This is a genomic window from Xanthomonas sp. LF02-5 (assembly GCF_034105325.1).
Lineage (GTDB): Bacteria > Pseudomonadota > Gammaproteobacteria > Xanthomonadales > Xanthomonadaceae > Xanthomonas_A > Xanthomonas_A sontii.
In genome coordinates, this window is the sequence record NZ_JAXGGF010000008.1 from 208,615 (window position 1) to 229,930 (window position 21,316).

11 protein-coding genes are annotated in these 21,316 nt (G+C 68.2%); all 11 read right to left on the bottom strand.

Features of this window, described 5'->3' with window-relative positions; genetic code table 11:
• Positions 1 to 233: 233 nt before the first annotated feature.
• Positions 234 to 2,462, bottom strand: coding sequence for a methyl-accepting chemotaxis protein (locus SLW52_RS19220; protein WP_267120908.1), 2,229 nt, complete (start codon positions 2,460 to 2,462; stop codon positions 234 to 236).
• Between the two features lie 249 nt (positions 2,463 to 2,711).
• Positions 2,712 to 5,081, bottom strand: a complete 2,370-nt coding sequence (locus tag SLW52_RS19225; protein ID WP_267084388.1) for a methyl-accepting chemotaxis protein — start codon at positions 5,079 to 5,081, stop codon at positions 2,712 to 2,714.
• Positions 5,082 to 5,094: 13 nt separating this feature from the next.
• Positions 5,095 to 5,865, bottom strand: coding sequence for a transporter (locus SLW52_RS19230; protein WP_017913687.1), 771 nt, complete (start codon positions 5,863 to 5,865; stop codon positions 5,095 to 5,097).
• 238 nt (positions 5,866 to 6,103) lie between these two features.
• Positions 6,104 to 8,752, bottom strand: a complete 2,649-nt coding sequence (locus SLW52_RS19235; RefSeq protein ID WP_152180600.1) for a methyl-accepting chemotaxis protein — start codon at positions 8,750 to 8,752, stop codon at positions 6,104 to 6,106.
• Positions 8,753 to 9,135: 383 nt separating this feature from the next.
• Complete coding sequence (locus SLW52_RS19240) at positions 9,136 to 11,379, bottom strand: methyl-accepting chemotaxis protein (RefSeq protein ID WP_320740903.1); 2,244 nt, start codon at positions 11,377 to 11,379, stop codon at positions 9,136 to 9,138.
• A gap of 465 nt (positions 11,380 to 11,844) precedes the next feature.
• Positions 11,845 to 14,112, bottom strand: a complete 2,268-nt coding sequence (locus SLW52_RS19245; RefSeq protein ID WP_320740902.1) for a methyl-accepting chemotaxis protein — start codon at positions 14,110 to 14,112, stop codon at positions 11,845 to 11,847.
• 739 nt (positions 14,113 to 14,851) lie between these two features.
• Positions 14,852 to 17,092: a methyl-accepting chemotaxis protein gene (locus SLW52_RS19250; RefSeq protein WP_320740901.1), complete on the bottom strand. Its 2,241-nt coding sequence runs from the start codon at positions 17,090 to 17,092 to the stop codon at positions 14,852 to 14,854.
• Between the two features lie 491 nt (positions 17,093 to 17,583).
• A complete protein-coding gene (locus SLW52_RS19255; protein WP_148827701.1) occupies positions 17,584 to 19,587 on the bottom strand; it encodes a chemotaxis protein CheA in 2,004 nt (667 codons plus the stop codon).
• A gap of 31 nt (positions 19,588 to 19,618) precedes the next feature.
• Positions 19,619 to 19,984, bottom strand: a complete 366-nt coding sequence (locus SLW52_RS19260) for a response regulator (RefSeq protein WP_010341778.1) — start codon at positions 19,982 to 19,984, stop codon at positions 19,619 to 19,621.
• The gene (locus SLW52_RS19265) at positions 19,981 to 20,289 is read right to left on the bottom strand and encodes an STAS domain-containing protein (RefSeq protein WP_010341777.1); all 309 of its coding nucleotides are present in this window, start codon (positions 20,287 to 20,289) and stop codon (positions 19,981 to 19,983) included. The genes SLW52_RS19260 and SLW52_RS19265 overlap by 4 nt, the downstream gene beginning before the upstream one ends.
• A 109-nt stretch (positions 20,290 to 20,398) precedes the next feature.
• A partial coding sequence (locus tag SLW52_RS19270) for a chemotaxis protein CheW (protein ID WP_320744255.1) occupies positions 20,399 to 21,316 on the bottom strand: 918 nt, incomplete at its 5' end.

Consider the following 21,316-nt stretch of genomic DNA (forward strand, 5'->3'; position numbering starts at 1 on the left):
TTGAGCGGTGTGCGGATCCTTGTTGGCAGGCGGTTAGGAAGCTGTCTGCCTTCCGACGCGTGTTGGTCGGCGAAGGCAAAATCCGACGTGGTTCCGACATGCGTCGGCGTGTAATGCGCCGAGCTATGGTTCGCGTATTGCAGGAATGCGCAGACGCGTACGGGCTGCGCTGCGAACGCCGGGCGTTACCGCCGGGACCGGTCGCCATGCCGGCGGCATGGCGACCGTACGACTCAGAACTCCTGCCAGTCGCCGCCGGCCGCGACCGCGGTGCGCTTGGCGGGCTGCCGCTGCGGACGCGCCGTCACCTTGGCCGCACGCGGCGCGTTGACCGTGGCATGCGGCGCCGTCGCCGCACGCACGCCGACGTTGTCGATCTTGAACAACGCCACGGTGTCGCTGAGCTGGCCGGCTTGTTCCTCCATCGAGCGCGCGGCTGCGGTGGCTTCTTCCACCAATGCGGCGTTCTGCTGAGTGGCCTCGTCCATCTGGGTGACGGTCTGGTTGACCTGCTCGATCCCCGACGCCTGCTCCTGCGAGGCCGCCGAGATCTCGCCCATGATGTCGGTGACGCGTTGCACCGAGGCCACGATCTCGCTCATGGTGCGGCCGGCCTGATCGACCAGCGCCGAGCCCTCGGCCACGCGCGTGACCGAGTCGTCGATCAGCGTCTTGATCTCCTTGGCGGCGCCGGCCGAGCGTTGTGCCAGGGTGCGCACTTCGCTGGCGACCACGGCGAAGCCGCGGCCCTGGTCGCCGGCGCGCGCCGCTTCCACCGCCGCATTCAAGGCCAGGATATTGGTCTGGAAGGCGATGCCGTCGATGACGCTGATGATGTCGGCGATCTTCTTCGACGAGGCCTCGATCCCGCTCATGGTCTGAACAACCTGGCCGACCACGTTGCCGCCCTGTGAGGCCACAGAAGCCGCGCCCACCGCCAACTGGTTGGCCTGACGCGCGTGCTCGGCGTTCTGCTTGACCGTGGAGGTCAGTTCCTCCATCGACGCGGCGGTTTCTTCCAGGCTCGCCGCCTGCTGCTCGGTGCGGCGCGACAGGTCGTCGTTGCCGGCGGCGATCTCGGTCGAGGCCGCGTTGATGCTGACCGCCGCGGTCTGGATGCGACCGACGATGCCGGTCAGCTGTTCGACGGTGGCGTTGGCGTCGTCGCGCATCCGCGCGAACACGCCATGGAACTCGCCATCCATGCGCGCGGTGAGATCGCCGGCGGCGATGGATTGCAGCAGGGCCGACAGCTTGCCCAGGTTGTGGTCGCTGACTTCCATCATCGCGTTGAGGTCCTGCACCATCAGCCGGAAGTCGTGCTGGAAGTGCGCCGCATCGCCGCGGGCGCTGAAGTCGCCGGCGGCGGCGGCCGCGGCCAGGCGCTTGATCTCGGTATTGATCGCCAGCAGGCTGGCCTTGGCCGCATCCATCGATTCGTGCAGGACCGCGCGGCTGCCGGGCAGGCGGCGGGCGTCGCGGCGCAGGTCGCCGTTGGCGTATTCGTTGAGCACGCCGATGGCATCGACGATGGCGTCCAGATGCTCGAACATCATGGTGTTGATGCCCTTGCTCAACTCGCCGTACACGCCCGGGAAATCCAGCGGCATGCGGTGGCTGATGTCCTTGTCGGCATGCAGTTCGATCATCAACGCCGTCTCGCCGGAGAAGCGCTGCAACTGCCGCTGCATCGCGTCCATCGCCAGCAGCAGGCGGCCCGGCTCGTCGCGAGCGTCGGTCGTGACGTCGTTGTCCAGGCGGCCGCTGGCGATGGCCTCGGCGGCACGCGTGGCGCGGTTCAGCGGCATGGTCAGGCTGCGGGTGATCGCCCAGGCCAGGAAGACGCTGACGACCAGGACGGCCACTCCACCTGCGATGAGCATGTTGCGGCCGCGCGCCATGGCGCGCGTTGCCGTGGCGTAGGCGTCGTGCGTCTGCTGTTCCTGCAAGGCGACGTTCTGGCGGATTTTCGCTTGCCACGCCAGCGTGGCCGGGCGCGAACGCTCGCTCAGCAGTGTCTGCGCCTCGGCGTTGCGCCCGGCGTTCGCCAGGTCGATCACCTGATTGTTGAGGGTGCGCGCGATATCGCGCGCCGCATCGATGTCGGCGCGCAATTTGACCACGCTTGCACTGGTTGCGGGAAACTTTTCCAGTTCGTTGCGCAGGTCGCTATAGCGTTGACGCTTATCCTTGATCTCGGCGAGCGCCTCTTTGTTGAGATCCTCGCTGGTCACCATGGACAGCGTGCCGAGTGCGACCAGGATGCTTGAGTTGGCATCGAGCATGCCGTTGCTGATCCGCATCTTCTCGACACTGACCTTGACGATGTTGTCCAGTTCATGGCGCGCGCCTGCCATGGATAAAAGGCCGGCCGCGACCAGCAGGCAGGACAGCAGGATCAGCAGGCCGAAGGCAGCGCCGAGGCGGCGTCCCACGTTGTAGCGTTGCAGAAAGGAATTCATGTCGACCTCTTCGTTGACGGTGTCCCTGGCACGTCCAGGTCCTTGTCCCTACAGGCTCCGGCGGCATGTGCGTGGCCGGAGTGGCGAGCGTGGCGGTCAGAAAAGTGAAGAAAGAAACCCAATATCTTGCTGTACACCATGTTTTGCCGTCGCTCGAAGGTGATATCGGCGTAACGGCGTAGTTCTGGATGCGTCGTTGGTCGTAAGGCGATTCCCGACGCTGTCTGATTCATTTCCCTACACGCCTCCTCAAGCGGTGAGCGGCTGCCACTGGGTGCCGATCGCGTCGGCGATGGCCTGCGCGTTCGGTTGAGGCGCCTGCGTGGCATGCGACGTTGCAGCAGTGGCCGAATGGCCGGCCACCACCGCGGCGATGAAGGCCGGGGCAGGGGCGGCATGCACGGCGTGCTGTTCCACCCGGAACACCGCCACCGCGTCGCTCAGCTGCGCCGCCTGGTCCTCCATCGACCGCGCCGCGGCGGTGGCTTCCTCGACCAGGGCAGCGTTCTGCTGGGTGCTCTCGTCCATCTGCGTGACGGTGCGGTTGACCTGCTCGATGCCGGCGGACTGCTCCTGCGAGGCGGCGGAAATCTCGCCCATGATGTCGGTGACGCGGCCCACCGAGGCCACGATCTCCTGCATGGTCTGGCCGGCGCGCTGAACCAGTTCCGCGCCGGTGGCGACGCGGCCGACCGAGTCGTCGATCAGGCCCTTGATCTCCTTGGCGGCATTGGCCGAGCGTTGCGCCAGCACCCGCACCTCGCTGGCCACGACGGCGAAACCGCGGCCCTGTTCGCCGGCGCGTGCGGCTTCCACCGCAGCGTTGAGCGCCAGGATGTTGGTCTGGAAGGCGATGCCGTCGATCAACGAAATGATGTCGGCGATCTTCTTCGATGCGGTCTCGATGCCGCTCATGGTGTCCACCACCTGGCCGACCACCGCGCCGCCTTGCGAGGCGACCGCGGCGGCGCCGGCGGCGAGCTGGTTGGCCTGGCGCGCGTGCTCGGCGTTCTGCTTCACCGTGGCGGTCAGCTCTTCCATCGAGGCGGCGGTTTCCTCCAGGCTGGCGGCCTGCTGTTCGGTGCGCTGCGACAGGTCGCTGTTGCCCTGGGCGATTTCGGTGGCGGCGCTGTGGATGTCGCCGGCGGCACGCTGGATGCGGCCGACGATGTCGGCCAGGCGCTCGGCGGTGCCGTTGGCGTCGTCGCGCATGGTGGCGAAGATGCCGTGGAACTCGCCGTGCATGCGCGCGCCGAGATCGCCGTCGGCCAGCGCGCTGAGCAGCCGCGAGACCTCGGCGATGCTGATCGCGTTGGCGTCGAGCAGGCCGTTGAGTTGCTGCGCCAGCATCAGGAAGAAGCCCTGCTTGCCGGTGCGGTCGATGCGCTGCGACAGGTCGCCGGCGGCGGCGCTGCGCACCACCGCGGCCACTTCCGCTTCGACACGGGTCTCGGCGGTGCGGTCGCGCCATTCGCAGACGAAGCCCAGGTGCGCGCCTTCGGCATTGCGGATGGCGGAAATCTCCTGGGCGATGCAGACCTCGCGGTAGCGCACCTCGCGCTGCGCCGCGCCTTGCCGATCCAGCCGCTGGTAGATCTCCGCGTCCTGCGAATTGCCGACTTCCAGCAGCGCCACCGATTGGCCCAGCAGCGGCGCAGAGCGGTCGAACGCCGGCGCGCAGGCGCGGATGTCCTCGGCGTGGGTCTGCAGCAGGGTCTGCAGCGCGGTGTTGGCGTAGATGATGGTCAGGTCGGGATCGGCGATGTACATGCCGGTGGACGCGTTGTCCAACGCGGTGCGGATGCGCAGGTTTTCCGCGGCGACGCTGCGTTCGCGTTCGATGCGCTCGCGCAGTTCGCGCTGCATCCGCGCCAGCGCCGCCATCAGGCTGCGCCCGTGCCTGGCCGCGACCGGGATGGGCTGGTCCAGGCGGCCCTCGGCGATGTGCTGGGCCGCGTCCATCGCCACCCGCGGCTCGCCGCCGAGCAATTGCGCGACCGAGCGCAGGATCCAGGCCGCGGCCGCGGCCAGGCACAGCACGGCCACCAGCACCGCGCCGGCCTGCTGCCAGGTGGCGCGCTGGCTCTGCTGTTCGGCGGCTTTGCGGCTCTGCTCGTTCAGCGCCAGGATGCTGTCGCTGATCGTGTCCATCTCGGCTTCCAGCCGCGTGAACTGCGCGGTGAAGTCGGCATAGGCGGCACTGCTGTCGCCCTGCGACTCGGCCAGCGTCACCACCTTGTCGGCGGCGGCGATGTAGCGCTGCAACGCCGGTCCCGCCGCATCCAGTTGCGCGCGCAGGGTGCCGTCCAGCGGCAGCTTCTGGTTGTCGTCCAGCGCCTTGCGGAACTCGCCGGCGTGTTCGCCCAGCGCCGCGCGCGCCGCCTTGACCCCGTCCGCATCCTGGTGCGCCGCCGCCAGCAGCGCAGCGGTGACGTCGCCACGCAGTGCGTCATGCATCATGTCGGCCTGCATGTGGTTGCGCAGCGCGTCCGAGGACACGACCTGCGCGGCGACCGAGCGCAGCAGCCCCTGCTGCGCGCCGTAGCCGACCCCGCCCAGCGCGAGCAGGGCGAGCACCGCCACCAGCACCAGGATCCCGAGCATATGCATGATTTTCATCGGTGTGGCCCGATCAGAAACGGAAGGACAGGCCCGCGCCGAGCGCGTGGTCCGGCGAACGGTCGTTGAGGCCGCGGCTGTACACCACGTCCAGCTGCACGTCCTGGGTGAGCAGCCAGGCCGAGCCGATGTCGAGCAGGGCGATGGTGCCGCCGTCGTCGGCATGCGCGATCTGCGGCAGGGCCAGCTCCACGAACGAGCGGGTGCGGTCGTTCCAGGCCTTGCCCAGCACCACGCCGAAGATGCCGGCGGTGTAGCGATGTCCGCCGTCGCCTTCGTCGCGGATCACGCCCGGCATCATGCCCAGGGACACGCTGTCGCTGAGTTCCCATTCGGCCACCAGGCGGAACGAGGGGCGTGCACCGCTGCCGCGTACGTTGCGCGCGCCGCTGGGCAGGTCCACGTGCAGCAGCCAGGCCAGCGAGGCGCCGCCGATCTCGCTGGCCAGGTGGTGCTTGAGGCCCAGCGAGATGTCGGAGAAGCCGGAGACGTCGCCGCCGACGGGGACGTCGATGGTCTGCCAGCCGTCGGTCTCCAGGCGCAGTTCCCAGGTCGGGCCGATGCCGTAGCGGAACAGGGTGGGCGTGGCATAGCCGTCGACATCGCCGTCGCGTTCCCAGGCCACGCTGGTTTCCACCTGCAGGCGGCGGTCGCCGACGGTGAGGCTGGATTCGACGAAGTCCGGGCGATCGGTGGCGATCGGCTCGGCCTCGGCATGGACATGGCCTGCGAGGCTGGCGAGGCCGCACAAGGTCAGACAGGTGGCGATAACGCGTCGCTTCATGGCGGCTCCCGTGGCGGTTCGGTCGGAACCGTGGATCCGGGCGCAGTGCGGCCGGCGCCGGGGCGCGCGTCGCGGTGCCCATGGCATGGCAGTTCCGCTTTCTATATCGACCCTGAATACACTTTCTTTACGAGCGTGACGCGCTAAGCGCTCTGTGGGACGTCGTCACCCGCTGCCCGGCAGCCGCACCGCGAGACGCACAGCGCGCCTCGCGGTGGCAGCGGGGCGCTGCAGCGGCTCAGAACTCCTGCCACTGCCCGTCGTCGGTCGACGCGGTCGCGCGCGGGACCGCCCGCAGCGGGGCCGCTGCCGGTCGCCGCGGCGTTGCTGCCGGGGCGGCCGGAGCAGGCGGAGCAGGGCGGCGCACAGGCGCCGGCGCGGCGCTCGCCACCGCGGCGCTGGTGTCCAGCTTGAACAGGGCCACGGCCTGGTTGAGCTGGCCGGCCTGGTCTTCCATCGAACGCGCCGCGGCGGTGGCTTCCTCGACCAGCGCGGCGTTCTGCTGGGTGGCCTCGTCCATCTGGGTGATGGTCTGGTTGACCTGCTCGATGCCGGCGGACTGCTCCTGCGAGGCGGCCGAGATCTCGCCCATGATGTCGGTGACGCGCTGCACCGAGGCGACGATCTCCTGCATGGTGGTGCCGGCCTGTTCGACCAGGGCGGAACCTTGTGCGACACGGCCGACCGAGTCGTCGATCAGGCCCTTGATCTCCTTGGCGGCATTGGCAGAGCGCTGGGCGAGGGTTCGCACTTCGCTGGCGACCACGGCGAAGCCGCGGCCCTGTTCGCCGGCACGCGCCGCTTCCACGGCCGCGTTCAAGGCGAGGATGTTGGTCTGGAAGGCGATGCCGTCGATCACGCTGATGATGTCGGCGATCTTCTTCGACGAGGCCTCGATCCCACTCATGGTCTCGACCACCTGGCCGACCACCGCGCCGCCCTGCGAGGCGACCGTGGCTGCACCGGTGGCGAGCTGGTTGGCCTGGCGGGCGTGCTCGGCGTTCTGCTTGACCGTGGAGGTCAGCTCTTCCATCGACGCAGCGGTCTCTTCCAGGCTGGCCGCCTGCTGTTCGGTGCGGCGCGACAGATCGTCGTTGCCGGCGGCGATCTCGGCCGCGGCGCCGTTGATGCTGACCGCGGCGGTCTGGATGCGCGCGACGATGGCGGCCAGCTGTTCGGTGGTGGCATTGGCGTCGTCGCGCATGGTGGCGAACACGCCCTGGAACTGGCCGTGCATGCGCGCGGTCAGATCGCCGGCGGCGATTGCTTTCAACAGCGTGGACAGCGCCTGCAGGTTGCCATCGGCGGTGGCCATCAACTGATTGAGGCTCTCGACCATCAGGCGGAAGTCGTACTGGAAGCGCTCGGCGTCGCCACGCACGCTGAAGTCGCCGGCGGCGGCGGCGCCGGCCAGGTGCTTGATCTCGGTGTTCATCGCGGTGAGGTTGCGCTTGACCGTGTCCATGGTTTCGGTCAGCACCGCCTTTTCGCCGGGCAGCCGATCCATGTCCTCGGACAGGTCGCCGATGGCGTAGCGGCCCATGATCTGCGCCAGGCGCATCTTGACCGCGATATGCGAGGCGGCCAGGGCGTTGCTGTCGTGGACCATGCGCCCGTAGTCGCCGGGGAAGGCCGCTTCGTCCATGCGGTAGCTGATCTCGCCGGCGTCGTGGCGCTGGGCCATCTCCTTCTGCGCGTCGAGTACCGCGCGCAGCTGCTGCTGCATGCGTTGCAGCGATCCCAGCAGCTGCCCCAATTCGTCGTTGCGCGGATACTGGATGCGGCTGTCCAGGCGGCCGGCGGCGACCGCGCTGGAGACTTCCACCGCACTGGCCAGCGGCTTGACCACCAGCCGCCGCAGCAGCAGGTAGAGTCCGCCGCTGAGCAGCAGCGCGGCGCACAGGCCGACCGCCACGATGGTCCACAGCAGGCTGCGCGCCTGCGCCATCAGCACCGCCTTCGGCACCGCCACGCCCAGCGCGAAGCGCTCCTGGGCCTGGCCGATCTGCAGCGGCACATACACTTCCACGTCGGTGGCGCCGGTCTGCGGATCGACGGTGTTGCGGCCGACGGTCTTGCCCTGGGCGATCTCGGCCAGCAAGGCGCGGGTGGCCGGATCCTGCAGCTTCTTGCCGACCAGTGCCGGATCGCGGTCGGCGACGATGGCGCCGCCCGGCGAGAGCAGGCGCACGCGGCCGGCACCGAGCGGGCGCAGCTTGGCGACGCGCTGCTGCAGCGTGGCCAGGCCGAAATCGGTGGTGACCACGCCCAGGAACTTGCCGTCTTCCAGGATCGGCGTGCTGACCGTGGTCATCAGCACCTTCTTGCCGGCGATCTCGTAATCGTAGGGTTCGGCGACGGTCGGCCGCAGCAGCTTGCGCGGATTCAGATACCAGTCGCCGGCGCCGGCCACGTCGTAGTCGCGCAGCGGATCGCGCACCAGTTTCCCGTTCTGCCAGGACCAGTACACCATGTAGCGGCCGCTGGCGTCATGGCCTGCGCTGTTGACGTAGTCCGCGTCCTTGCCGTCCAGCGCCTGCGGTTCCCATAGCGTGCCCATGCCGGTCCAGTCCGGATGCTGCTGCAGTTCGCGGCGCAGGCTGTCGCTGAACAACTCGCGGGCCTTGTCGTGGCCGCGCTGGGCGAGCAGGGCATTGGCCAGCGCCTGGTTGGAGACCGCGGAGGCGCCGATGGTGTTGCCGATGCGCTCCGATTCCAGGCGCGCGGTGTCGGTCATGCCGACCTTGGCGGAGGCGAGCAGGGCGGAACTGCTGCGGGCGTAGATGATGGCGGCGGTAATGCCGAAGCACAGCAGGGCGATCGCGGCCACGCCGAGCATCAGGCGGGTGGCGACACTGCTCGGGCGAGTGGAGGACGTCGTGGACATCGCGGTCGTCTCGATGGAGAGGAGGGAAAGATCGCGCTGTCGTGGACCGGAGCCTGTTGCCTGCGGGCACAGCAGACCGGAGCGGAGACGTGCGCGACCTTCCGGTTATCGGCACGGCGTCCCAGAAATGTAGGGCGTGTTTGTGGTGCAACGCCACACGCGCCCCGGCACCGGCCATGCGGCCGGAACCGGATGCTCTGTCGGTCGCGTTGGACGGCACCGCATCGCGATCGTTCCCCGATCAAGGCATGTCGAGCGTCGGGCGCGGCGCCGAGCCGCACGACCAAGGCGGCTCGGCGGCCGACAGGACGATGACAACGAAAAAGCCCCGGGAGCGATCGCTCCCGGGGCCGTCGACGCGGACCGGCGGCGACCGCGCGTGCTCAGAACTCCTGCCAGCTGTCGTCGCCCGCCGTGACCGCGACCGGCCGGGCCGATTGCCGGACCGGGCGGGCGGCGGGCTTGGCCACCGGCTTGGCCGCCGACCGGGCGGCCGGGCGGCTCGGTGCGCTGGCGACAGCCGGATGGCCGAGCGGGGCGCTGCTCGCCTCGATCTTGAACACCGCCACGGCCTGGCTCAGTTGGCCGGCCTGTTCTTCCATCGAACGTGCGGCGGCGGTGGCTTCTTCCACCAGCGCGGCGTTCTGCTGGGTGGTTTCGTCCATCTGGGTGACGGTCTGGTTGACCTGCTCGATGCCGGCGGACTGTTCCTGCGAGGCGGCGGCGATCTCGCCCATGATGTCGGTGACGCGCTGCACCGAGGTCACGATCTCCTGCATGGTCTTGCCCGCCTGGTCGACCAGCGCCGAGCCCTGGGCGACACGGCCGACGGAGTCGTCGATCAGACCCTTGATCTCCTTGGCCGCGTTGGCCGAGCGCTGGGCGAGGGTGCGCACTTCGCTGGCGACCACGGCGAAGCCACGGCCCTGTTCGCCGGCACGCGCCGCTTCCACCGCCGCATTCAAGGCCAGGATGTTGGTCTGGAAGGCGATGCCGTCGATGACGCTGATGATGTCGGCGATCTTCTTCGAGGACGCCTCGATCCCGCTCATGGTCTCGACCACCTGGCCGACCACCGCGCCGCCCTGCGAGGCAACCGTGGCTGCACCGGTGGCGAGCTGGTTGGCCTGGCGGGCGTGCTCGGCGTTCTGCTTGACGGTGGAGGTCAGTTCCTCCATCGACGCGGCGGTTTCTTCGAGGCTGGCGGCCTGTTGTTCGGTCCGGCGCGACAGATCGTCGTTGCCGGCGGCGATCTCGCTGGCGGCGCCGTTGATGCTGACTGCCGCGGTCTGGATCCGCGCGACGATCGCCGCGAGCTGTTCGGCGGTGGCGTTGGCATCGTCGCGCATGGTGGCGAACACGCCCTGGAACTGGCCGTGCATGCGCGCGGTCAGGTCGCCGGCGGCGATGGACTGCAGCAGTGCCGACAACGCCTGCAGGTTGCCGTCGGCGGTGGCCATCAACTGGTTGAGGCTCTCGACCATCAGGCGGAAGTCGTACTGGAAGCGCTCGGTATCGCCACGCACGCTGAAGTCGCCTGCGGCGGCCGCGCCGGCCAGGTGCTTGATCTCGCTGTTCATCGCGGTCAGGTTGTGCTTGACCGTGTCCATGGTTTCGGTGAGCACGGCCTTTTCGCCGGGCAGGCGGTCCATGTCCTCGGACAGGTCGCCGATCGCGTAACGGCCCATGATCTGCGCCAGGCGCAGTTTGACCGCGATGTGCGAGGCGGCCAGCGCGTTGCTGTCGCGGACCATGCGCCCGTAGTCGCCCGGGAACACGGTTTCGTCCATGCGGTAGCTGATCTGGCCGGCGTCATGGCGCTGGGCCATCTCCGCCTGCGCGGCGAGCACCGCCTGCAACTGGCTCTGCATCTTGTCCATGCTCAGCAGCAGCACGCCGGCCTCGTCCTTGCTGCGCAGGTCGATCGCATTGTCGAGCTTGCCGCGGGCGATGGCGTCGGCCACGCCGATCGCGGTGCCCAGGCGCTTGAGCAACTGGCGGCGGATCACGATCGCCATGCCGACCGCGGCCACGATCACCAGCAGGTTGCCCAGCAGCACCGCCCACTTGTTCTGCGCGCGCACGGCGGTCAGGGTCTCGGTGCGCTTGGCCAGCAGGCCGCGCTCCTCGTTGCTGAAGTCGCCCAGCAGGCCGCGGATCTCCTGCATCGCCTTGCGGTCGCGGGCCTGGCTGAACGCCGCGGTGATCTTTGCCGGGTCGTCGGATTGGGCGCGCAGCGCGATGATCTGCTTCTCGATGCCGACCAGGTCATCGAACGCCGCGTGCACCTTCTCCAGCCGCGCCTGCTGGCGTGGATTGTCCGCGGTCAGGCGCTTGGCCTCGGCGAAGTTCTTTTCGAATTCGGCGACGCCCGTGGTGAACGGTTGCAGATGCTGCTGCTCGCCCGCCAGCAGATAGCCACGCGAGCCGGTCTCGACGTTGAGGGCATCGATTTCCATCATGTCGCCGGTGGCCATCACCTTGTAGGTATGGTCGTTCATGTCGGCGGCGCTGTTGAGCGAAGACAGGCTGCTCAGGCTGATCGAGCCGATGACCACCGTGATCAGCACGATTACGGCAAAGCTGAGCGCGAGCCTGGCGGAGAGACTGAGATTCTTGAGCGTCATCGTCGGAGTCCTGGTGGAAAGGTGAAGCGTTGGGGATGGCGTACCCCCTTGCCTGAGTCGATGTCCGCGGAGGCGCTGGGCGGTGCCCTATCTGTTTCTGTTGCAAGTCGAAAAGCTCAGTTGATAGTTCTTGTCTTTTCAATAGGCATTGACGATTTAGACTTCCTTTACGATTTGGCTTGTCTTGCTTTGGTTGTTTTGTGGCAACTCTTGTTCAAATTTGTAGACAATTTGTGTGCGCTACCCCCGTATCGGCGTGCGCACTCTGTTCTTTAAGGCGGGATGGTGCGGATTTAGATTCGCTTCACGTTGGCTTCACTCCGACAGGGATAGGCGTCGCGCTTTTCCGGGCGCCACGCCCGTCGATTCGCCTCCAGCCGTGTGGAATGACTCAAAAAAAGAGCCCGGGAGCTGGCGCCCCCGGGCTTCGTTACCCGTGTCAGTGGGATGCGCGGTGAAGCGCGATCAGAACTCCTGCCAGTCGCCACCGCCCGCAACCACGTCTGTGGTCTTGGCTGCAGCAACGGCCACCGGCCGGCGTGCGACCGCTGGTGGTGCAGGCATCTTGGCCGGTCGCTTGGCGCCGACGCTGGCGAGCGCGGCTGGCGGCGCGGCGCGGCGCGGTGCCGTCGGTGCCTGCTGGTCGATCTTGAACAGGGCCACGGCCTGGCTCAGCTGGCCGGCCTGGTCTTCCATCGAACGCGCGGCGGCGGTGGCTTCTTCCACCAGGGCGGCGTTCTGCTGGGTGGCCTCGTCCATCTGCATCACGGTCTGGTTGACCTGCTCGATGCCGGCCGACTGTTCCTGCGAGGCGGCGGAGATCTCGCCCATGATGTCGGTGACGCGCTGCACCGAGGCCACGATCTCCTGCATGGTCTTGCCGGCCTGGTCGACCAGGGCCGACCCGGTGGCGACGCGGCCGACCGAGTCGTCGATCAGGTCCTTGATCTCCTTGGCCGCATTCGACGAGCGCTGGGCGAGGGTGCGCACTTCGCTGGCCACCACGGCGAAGCCGCGGCCCTGCTCGCCGGCACGCGCCGCTTCCACCGCCGCGTTGAGCGCCAGGATGTTGGTCTGGAACGCGATGCCGTCGATGACGCTGATGATGTCGGCGATCTTGCGCGAGGAGGCCTCGATGCCGCTCATGGTCTCGACCACCTGACCGACCACCGTGCCACCCTGCGAGGCGACCGACGCGGCGCCAGTGGCGAGCTGGTTGGCCTGGCGGGCGTGTTCGGCGTTCTGCTTGACCGTGGAGGTCAGCTCTTCCATCGACGCGGCGGTTTCTTCCAGGCTGGCCGCCTGCTGCTCGGTGCGGCGCGACAGATCGTCGTTGCCGGTGGCGATCTCGCTGGCGGCGGCGTTGATGCTGACCGCGGCAGTCTGGATGCGCGCGACGATGGCCGCCAGTTGTTCGGTGGTGGCGTTGGCATCGTCGCGCATGGTGGCGAACACGCCCTGGAACTGGCCGTGCATGCGCACGGTCAGGTCGCCGGCGGCGATCGACTGCAGCAGCGACGACAGCGCCTGCAGGTTGCCGTCGGCGGTGGCCATCAGCTGATTGAGGCTGTCGACCATCAGGCGGAAGTCGTACTGGAAGCGCGCGGCGTCGCCACGCACGCTGAAGTCGCCGGCGGCCGCCGCACCGGCCAGGTGCTTGATCTCGCTGTTCATCGCGGTCAGGTTGTGCTTGACCGTGTCCATCGTCTCGCTGAGGCGGGCTTTCTCGCCGGGCAGGCGGTCCATGTCCTCGGACAGGTCGCCGATGGCATAGCGGCCCATGATCTGCGCCAGGCGCTCGGTCACCGCGATGTGCGCGGCGGCCAGGGCATTGCTGTCGCGGACCATGCGCCCGTAGTCGCCGGGGAAGACGCTCTCGTCCATGCGGTAGCTGATCTGGCCGGCATCGTGGCGCTGGGCCATATCGGCCTGCGCGGCCAACACGGCCTGCAGCTGCTGCTGCATGCGGCCCATGGCGTTCAACAAGCGGCCGGTTTCGTCGCGGGCCTCGGTGCGCACGGCATTGTGCATGTCGCCATTGGCGATGGCCTCGGCGGTGCGGGTGGCCAGGCCCAGCGGTGCGGTCAGGCTGCGGGTGATGACCAGCGCCAGCAAGACGCTGAGTACCAGGGCCAGCACGGTACCGCCGATCAGAAGCATGCGGCCACGGTGCATCGCGTCCAGCGCCGCCTGATAGCCTTCGGCGGCCTGCGACTTCTGCCGATCGGCGAACTCGCGGATCTTGCTCTGCCACGCCAGGGTCGCCGGCAGCGCTTCGCGATTGAGCATCTCCAGCGCCTGGGCATTCTCGCCCTTTTCGCCCAGCGCGACGATGGCGTCGTTGATCTGTTTCGCAGCGGCGCGCTTGGCGTCCATCTCGGCGCGGATGACGCGGCCGCCGGCGGTGCTGGACAGCTTGTCCATCTTGGCGCGGGCTTCGGCGTAGCGCTCGCGCTGCCGATTGAAGGTCTCCAGCGCCTCTTGCCGCATCGTCGCGTTGGTGGAGGTGGTATAGGTGCTCAGCGCAACCAGCACGGAGGAGTTGGCGTCGAGCATCTGGTTGCTGAACTCGATCTTCGCCATGCGGTCCAGCACGATCATGTCCAGGTGCTTGCGCGCCTCGGCCATGCCGGACAGCCCGATGATCACCAGGACCACCGAAAGAAGAATCAGCACGCCGAAGGCCGCCGACAGGCGGACACCGACGTTGTAGCGTTGCAGAAGGCGGGTCATTTCACATCTCCAAGGGGCGAAAAGGCTGCTCGGCGCGCAGGGGTGCGACGTCGGCGGTGGACGTGGGCTGACGCGGACGGCCTGCGCTCTAGGCGGCGCCAGTCACATGGCGTGATGACGGGCGACGCGACAGGCGGGTCGTGCGAAAGCGCCGCACTCGCGACGGTGACCATGGCGTTGGCATGCCCGAGTTCCGCCTGTAATCGCCGACGGCGTCGGTCGATCGCTCGGTGGATGCGTCTTCGGTGTCGCAAGACCGCATGCATGGTGGCCCCCCGTGTACGAATGAAGGAACGACGCGTGTTGTGGCGCGCCGGAGATCCCGGGTGTAGGCAAGCTGACGAAACGGACCAAGGAACGGCAAGTCGAAGCTGCGCGCGTGCCGAAGGCAGGCGCGAAAAGGAACAGTCGTCAGGGCTGCGGTTTCCCCGTTCGGTTTTGCGACTTCAGCGATCGGCGCATGCACCGAGCGATCCCTCTGAAGCGCCGACGGACCTCCCCAGGCCGTGTCGGCACGCACCGGTGTAGACAAAAAGCGTGCGCTCGATTTGGTATCGACAGAAGCAGGAGATTCTTGAGCGCCTCAGTACGGTCGTGCCGGCAGTGGTTGCCGTACGCCGCGTCGATGGAGACGATGCGGGCGCCAGCCAGCCTGGCTGCCCCGTACCGACATCGCGGCGTCGCCTATCGAGCGGCCGTGCGGTGCACGGCCGCGCATCGAGGCGACTGGGAGGAGGACTCAGAACTCCTGCCAGTCGCTGCTGGCCGCCTGGGCAAGCGCAACGGACTGCGGCGCCGGCCGCGGCTTGCGTGGCGGAGCAGACGGCACGCTGCGTGGGGCGGGGCGGGCCGTCGACGCGACCGCGATCGATGCGATCGCCGGCAGGGTATCCAACTTGAACACGGACACCGCATCCTGCAACTGCGTGGCCTGTTCCTCCATCGAGCGTGCGGCGGCGGTGGCCTCTTCCACCAGGGCGGCATTCTGCTGGGTGGTCTCGTCCATCTGGGTGACGGTCTGGTTGACCTGCTCGATCCCCGACGCCTGCTCCTGCGAGGCCGCCGAGATCTCGCCCATGATGTCGGTGACGCGCTGTACCGAGGCCACGATCTCGGCCATGGTCTCGCCGGCCTGGCGTACCAGGGTCGAGCCATTGGCCACCTGGTCCACCGAGTCGTCGATCAAGCTCTTGATCTCCTTGGCCGCATTCGAGGAACGCTGGGCCAGGGTCCGCACCTCGCTGGCGACCACCGCGAAGCCGCGACCTTGTTCGCCGGCACGCGCCGCTTCCACCGCCGCGTTCAAGGCCAGGATATTGGTCTGGAAGGCGATGCCGTCGATCACGCCGATGATGTCGGCGATCTTCTTCGACGAGGCCTCGATGCCGCTCATGGTTTCGACCACCTGGCCGACCACGCTGCCGCCTTGCGAGGCCACCGAGGCGGCACCTGCTGCCAACTGGTTGGCCTGGCGCGCGTGCTCGGCGTTCTGCTTGACGGTGGAGGTCAGCTCCTCCATCGACGCAGCGGTTTCTTCCAGGCTGGCCGCCTGCTGCTCGGTGCGGCGCGACAGGTCGTCGTTGCCGGCGGCGATTTCGGTGGCAGCGGCATTGATGCTGACCGCCGCGGTCTGGATGCGGCCGACGATGCCGGTCAGTTGTTCGACGGTGGCGTTGGCGTCGTCGCGCATGGTGGCGAACACGCCGTGGAACTCGCCTTCCATGCGCGCGGTGAGGTCGCCGGCGGCGATGGACTGCAGCAAGGCCGACAGCTTGCCCAGGTTGTGGTCGCTGACCTCCATCATCGCGTTGAGGTCCTGCACCATCAGCCGGAAATCGTGCTGGAAGTGCGCCGCATCGCCGCGGGCGCTGAAGTCGCCGGCCGCCGCCGCGGCGGCCAGACGCTTGATCTCGGTGTTGATCGCCAGCAGGCTGGCCTTGGCCGCATCCATCGACTCGTGCAGGACCGCGCGGCTGCCGGGCAGGCGCCGGGCGTCGCGGCGCAGGTCGCCGTTGGCGTATTCGTTGAGCACGCCGATGGCGTCGACGATGGCGTCCAGGTGCTCGAACATCATGGTGTTGATGCCCTTGCTCAGCTCGCCGTACACGCCCGGGAAGTCCTGCGGCATGCGGTGGGACATGTCCTTGTCGGCATGCAGTTCGATCATCAACGCGGTTTCGCTGGAGAAGCGCTGCAACTGGGTCTGCATGCGGCCCATCGCGACCAGCAGGCGGCCGGGTTCGTCGCGCGCATCGGTGGCCACGTCGTTGTCCAGGCGTCCATCGGCAATGGCTTCGGCGGCGCGGGTGGCCTGGTTCAGCGGTCCGGTCAGGCTGCGGGTGATGGTCCAGGCCAGCAGGCCACTGACGATCAGCACGGCCAGGCCGCCGCCGAGCAGCATGTTGCGGCCATCGGTCATCGCCTCGGTGGCCGTGGCATAGGCCTGCTTCATCTGCGCGTCCTGGATATCGGCGTTTTCCCGAATCTTGGCCTGCCAGGCGGCTGTGGCCGGTCGCGCCTTTTCGTTCAATAGGGCTTGCGCTTCGTCGTTGCGATTGGCCGCGCCGAGCGCAATCACCTGATCGTTGAGCTTGCCAGCGACCGCCCGTTGCGCATCGATCTCCGCGCGCAGCGTGCGGATGCGCTCGCTGGTGTCCTGGAACGCATCGAGTTGCCTGCGCATCTCCATGTAGTGCGCGCGATGCTGCTTGATTTCCGCCAGTGCTTCCCGGTTGAGCTGGTCGCTGCTCACCATTGCCAAGGTGCCGAGGGCGACCAGGATGTTGGCGTTGTCGTCGAGCATGCCGTTGCTGATGCGGATCTTCTCGACGTTGATCTTGACGATATGGTCCAGCTCGTTCCGCGCCCGCGACATGGACAGCAGGCCGGCCGCGACCAGCAGGCAGGACAGCAGGATCAATAGGCCGAACGCGCCGCCGAGGCGGCGGCCCACGTTGTAGCGTTGCAAGAGCGACGTCATGTTGGAACCCCCTGAAAATGGACGAGTCACGGCGTGGTCGGTACCAGGGAAAACCGGTCGTAATGCTGGTTTCATCTGTGATGAAGTGCGTAAAACAGGCGAGAGGCATGCGGAAACATGCGTTCAAGCCACGCCAACACGGCACACGATGCGTTTTCCCCGCTGCTGCAGCACGGCTTCAGCGACCGGCAGCTCCTCCGATCGCTCCCCTGAAGCGCCGGTTCCACCTCCCCAGGTGTGACCGGCACGCACATGTAGACAAAAACTGTGCGCTCAATGTGCATCGGCAATCATGGCGTTTTCTTTAGGGCCGCGTTGCAGTGTGCAGGTCGGATGGCGGGCCGCTTGGAGGCATCTGCGTGCAGCGCGCGTCGCCCCGTTTTTGGCGGCGATGTACGCAGAGACGCCGATCTGCAGCGCGCACCGCAAACAAAAAGCCCCGGCATCGCTGCCGGGGCTCATGTGTGGCGTGACGCCGGAGGACGGGGCGGTCAGGCCGCCTGCTGCACCCGCAGCGAGCGGACCAGGCCACCGATGTCCACGATCAGGGCGACGCGGCCGTCGCCGAGGATGGTGGCACCGGAGATGCCGCTGATGCGCCGGTAGTTGTTCTCGATGTTCTTGACCACCACCTGTTGCTGGCCGATCAGTTCGTCCACTTCCAGCGCCAGCTTCTGCCCGTCGGCCTCGACCACCACCACCAGCGGTTCTTCGCTCTGCTCGATGCGGCCGAAGCCGTAGGAGTCGCTGAGCGAGAGGATCGGCAGGTACTCGCCACGGACCCGCAGCACGCGGCCTTCGCCGGCCATGGTGCGGATGTCGTCGGCCTTGGGCTGCAGCGCCTCGATGACGTAGGCCAGCGGCAGGATCAGGGTTTCGCCCGACACCGCCACGGTCATGCCGTCGAGGATCGCCAGGGTCAGCGGCAGGCGGATCAGCACGCGGGTGCCGCGGCCGGATTCGCTTTCCAGCTGCACTTCGCCGCCCAGGCCCTGGATGTTGCGGCGGACCACGTCCATGCCGACGCCACGGCCGGACAGGTCGGTGACCGCGTCGGCGGTGGAGAAGCCCGGGGCGAAGATCAGGTCCCAGACCTGCGCATCGCTCGGGTTGTCCGGCACGGCGATGCCGCGTTCGGCGGCCTTGGCCAGGATGCGGTTGCGGTTGAGGCCGGCGCCGTCGTCGCTGACTTCGATGACGATGTGGCCGCCCTGGTGCGAGGCCGCCAGGGTGATGGTGCCGGTCTCGTCCTTGCCGGCGGCGCGGCGCGCCTCCGGCAGTTCCAGGCCGTGGTCGATCGAGTTTCGCACCAGGTGCACCAGCGGATCGGCGATCTTCTCGATCAGGCCCTTGTCCAGCTCGGTGCCTTCGCCGATCGTGCGCAGGCGCACCTGCTTGCCGAGGCGGGTGGAGAGGTCGCGGACCAGGCGCGGGAAGCGGCGGAACACCGCGTCCACCGGCAGCATGCGCACGCCGATCACCGCTTCCTGCAGGTCGCGGGTGTTGCGTTCGAGCAGGTCCAGGCCGGCGAACAGGCGCTCGGCCACGGCCTGGTCCAGGCCGGTGGAAACCTGCTTGAGCATGGCCTGGGTGATGACCAGTTCGCCGACCAGGTTGATCAGCGCGTCGACCTTGTCGACGCTGACGCGGATCGAGCTTTCCGCTTCGTGCGCGGCCGCGGCATTGCCCGCCGGCGCATTCGCGGCCACGGCGGCGGCCGGGGCGGCGGTGGCGGCGGTCGGCGGCGCGGTCAGCACCGGCGCCGGCGCGGTGGCCAGGCTCGGCGGCGGCACCGGGCGGATTTCCAGCTCGCAGTCGTCGATGACCCAGGCGAAGGTGTCTTCGATCGCGCTGCGCGGGATCTTGCCGACCAGGCCCAGGTCCCAGGCCAGGTAGGCCTCGAGCGGATCGAGTTCGGCGAAGCCGGGCAGGCGCGTGCTGCGGCAGGCGACCTGTAGCGGACCGAGGTGTTCGAGTTCGCGGATGATGCGCAGCGGGTCGTTGCCGCTCATGAACAGCGACGGCGCCGGAGTGAAGCCGATCTGCCAGGCTTCCGGCTCGGCCGGCTGGTTCGCCGCCGGGGTGGCGACGGTGGGCGCGGCCGGGCCGCCGTTCAACGCGTGCTGCAGGCGCTCGTGCACGGCCTTGACCGCGGCCGGATCGGCCGGGACGCCGTGTTCGGCTTCGCGCAGCAGGGCGCGCAGCACGTCCACCGAGCCGAGGATGGCGTCGATCGCGTGCGCTTCGACTTCGCGCTTGCCGGCGCGCAGTTCGTCGAGCAGCGTCTCCAGCACGTGGGTGAGGCCGGCCATCGCCTCGAAACCGAAGGTGGCGGCGCCGCCCTTGATCGAGTGCGCGGCGCGGAACACCGAGTTGATGGTCTCGGGGTCGCGATTGCCTTCTTCCAGCGACAGCAATCCGGCTTCCATCGCGTCCAGCCCTTCGCGGCTTTCCTCGAAGAAGGTGGCGTGGAAACGTTGCAGGTCCATGCTCATGGGGCGGGAATCCGGAAAAGGAGGGGAGGGATCAGCCCAGGACTTTCTGGACGGTGGCGATCAGCTGTTCGGGATTGAACGGCTTGACCAGCCAGCCGGTCGCACCGGCCGCCTTGCCCTCGGACTTCTTCTCCGCCGCCGACTCGGTGGTCAGCATCAGCATCGGGGTGAACTTGTAGTCCGGCAGCTGCCGCAGTTCGCGGATCAGGGTGATGCCGTCCATGTTCGGCATGTTGACGTCGGTGACCACCGCGTTGAAGCGCTGGCCCTTGGCGCGGCCCAGCGCGACCGCGCCGTCTTCGGCTTCTTCGACGGCAAAGCCGGCCGAGGTGAGGGCGAAGGAGACCATCTGGCGCATCGACGCCGAATCGTCCACTACCAAGATACGTGCGCTCATGCCGCGTTCTCCACAGATTTCAGATTGTCAGGGGTTGCAGGAAGGCCCAGCGATTCGCTGACCCCTAGCAGGCGTGCCGCGTCGCGAAAGGTGGCGTTGCAGGCCTCGAATTCGGTGCGCTTGCCGTCCTTGCGACGGGCATCGACGAATGCGCACAGCACCTGTACGGATGCGGTATGGATGCGGCGGACTTCGCCGGCGTCCAGCCGCAGCACGTCGTCCGACGCAAGGAACGCGGTCAGGCGTTGTTTCAGGTCGGCGCTGGTCTCGATACCGAGATCTTCGCCAAGGGGGACTGTGCTCATCATTGCTCCGCACCAATGGTTCTATGGCAGATAACGGCCGTGGCCTGAAAAGCTTTAGCGGCGGTTGGAAAGTGCGGCACCGTTCCCAGTTGCCGCCCCCCGGCCCGGGTCAGTGCAGCAGTTGCTCGGCGTCGAGCAGGATCATCGGCTGCTGCGCCAGCCGCGCCACGCCGCGGAACAGATGGTTGGAAATGCGGCAGATGCGGGCGTTGTCCGGCGGCTCGATCTGCTGGTCGCTGAGGCTGGCCACGTCTTCCACGGCCGATACGCGCAGGCCCAGGGTCTCGCCATTCTCTTCCAGCACCACCACCCGGGTCTGCATGTCCATCTCGATCGGCGCCGCGCCCAGGTGCACGCCGAGGTCGAGCACCGGCACCACCTGGCCGCGCAGGTTCATGATGCCGAGCATGGCCGGCGGCGTGCCGCGCAGGGCCAGCAGCGGCACCGGCAGCACCACTTCCTGCACCTTCAGCAGTTCCAGGGCGTAGGCCTGCTCGCCGCAGCGCAGGCGCAGCCAGCGGGTGCGGCGCTCGGCCAGGCGTTCGGGGGCGATGGCCGAGCCATGCGGCACGGCCGGTGCCATGAAGGCCTGCAGGTTCGGCGGCAGCTTCGCGCCGGCGGCCTGGGCGCGGCTGGCTTCGGCGCGGCGTTCCGGCGGCACCGCCATCGGCGGACGCTTGACCGCGCGCGCGGCGGCGGCATCGTCTTCGGCGGCCAGATCGCGCGGCACGGCGGCACGCTGCCGCTCCATCGCCGCGACCGCGTCCAGGTCGGCCTGGCGCTCGGCCTGCTGGGCCGGCGTCAGCGCGGCGGGCGCGGGTGCTGCTTGCGACATGATGCCGGCCAGGGCCGGATCGGAGTCGGCTTCGGCTAGGACCGCGGCAGCGATCTGCTCGGGCGTCGGGCCGGCCGGCGCAGGTGCGAGCGCCTGCTGCGACATGATGCCGGCCAGGGCCGGATCGGAATCGGCTTCGGCCAGGACCGCGGCGGCGATCTGTTCGGGCGTCGGACCGGCGGGCGCGGGCGC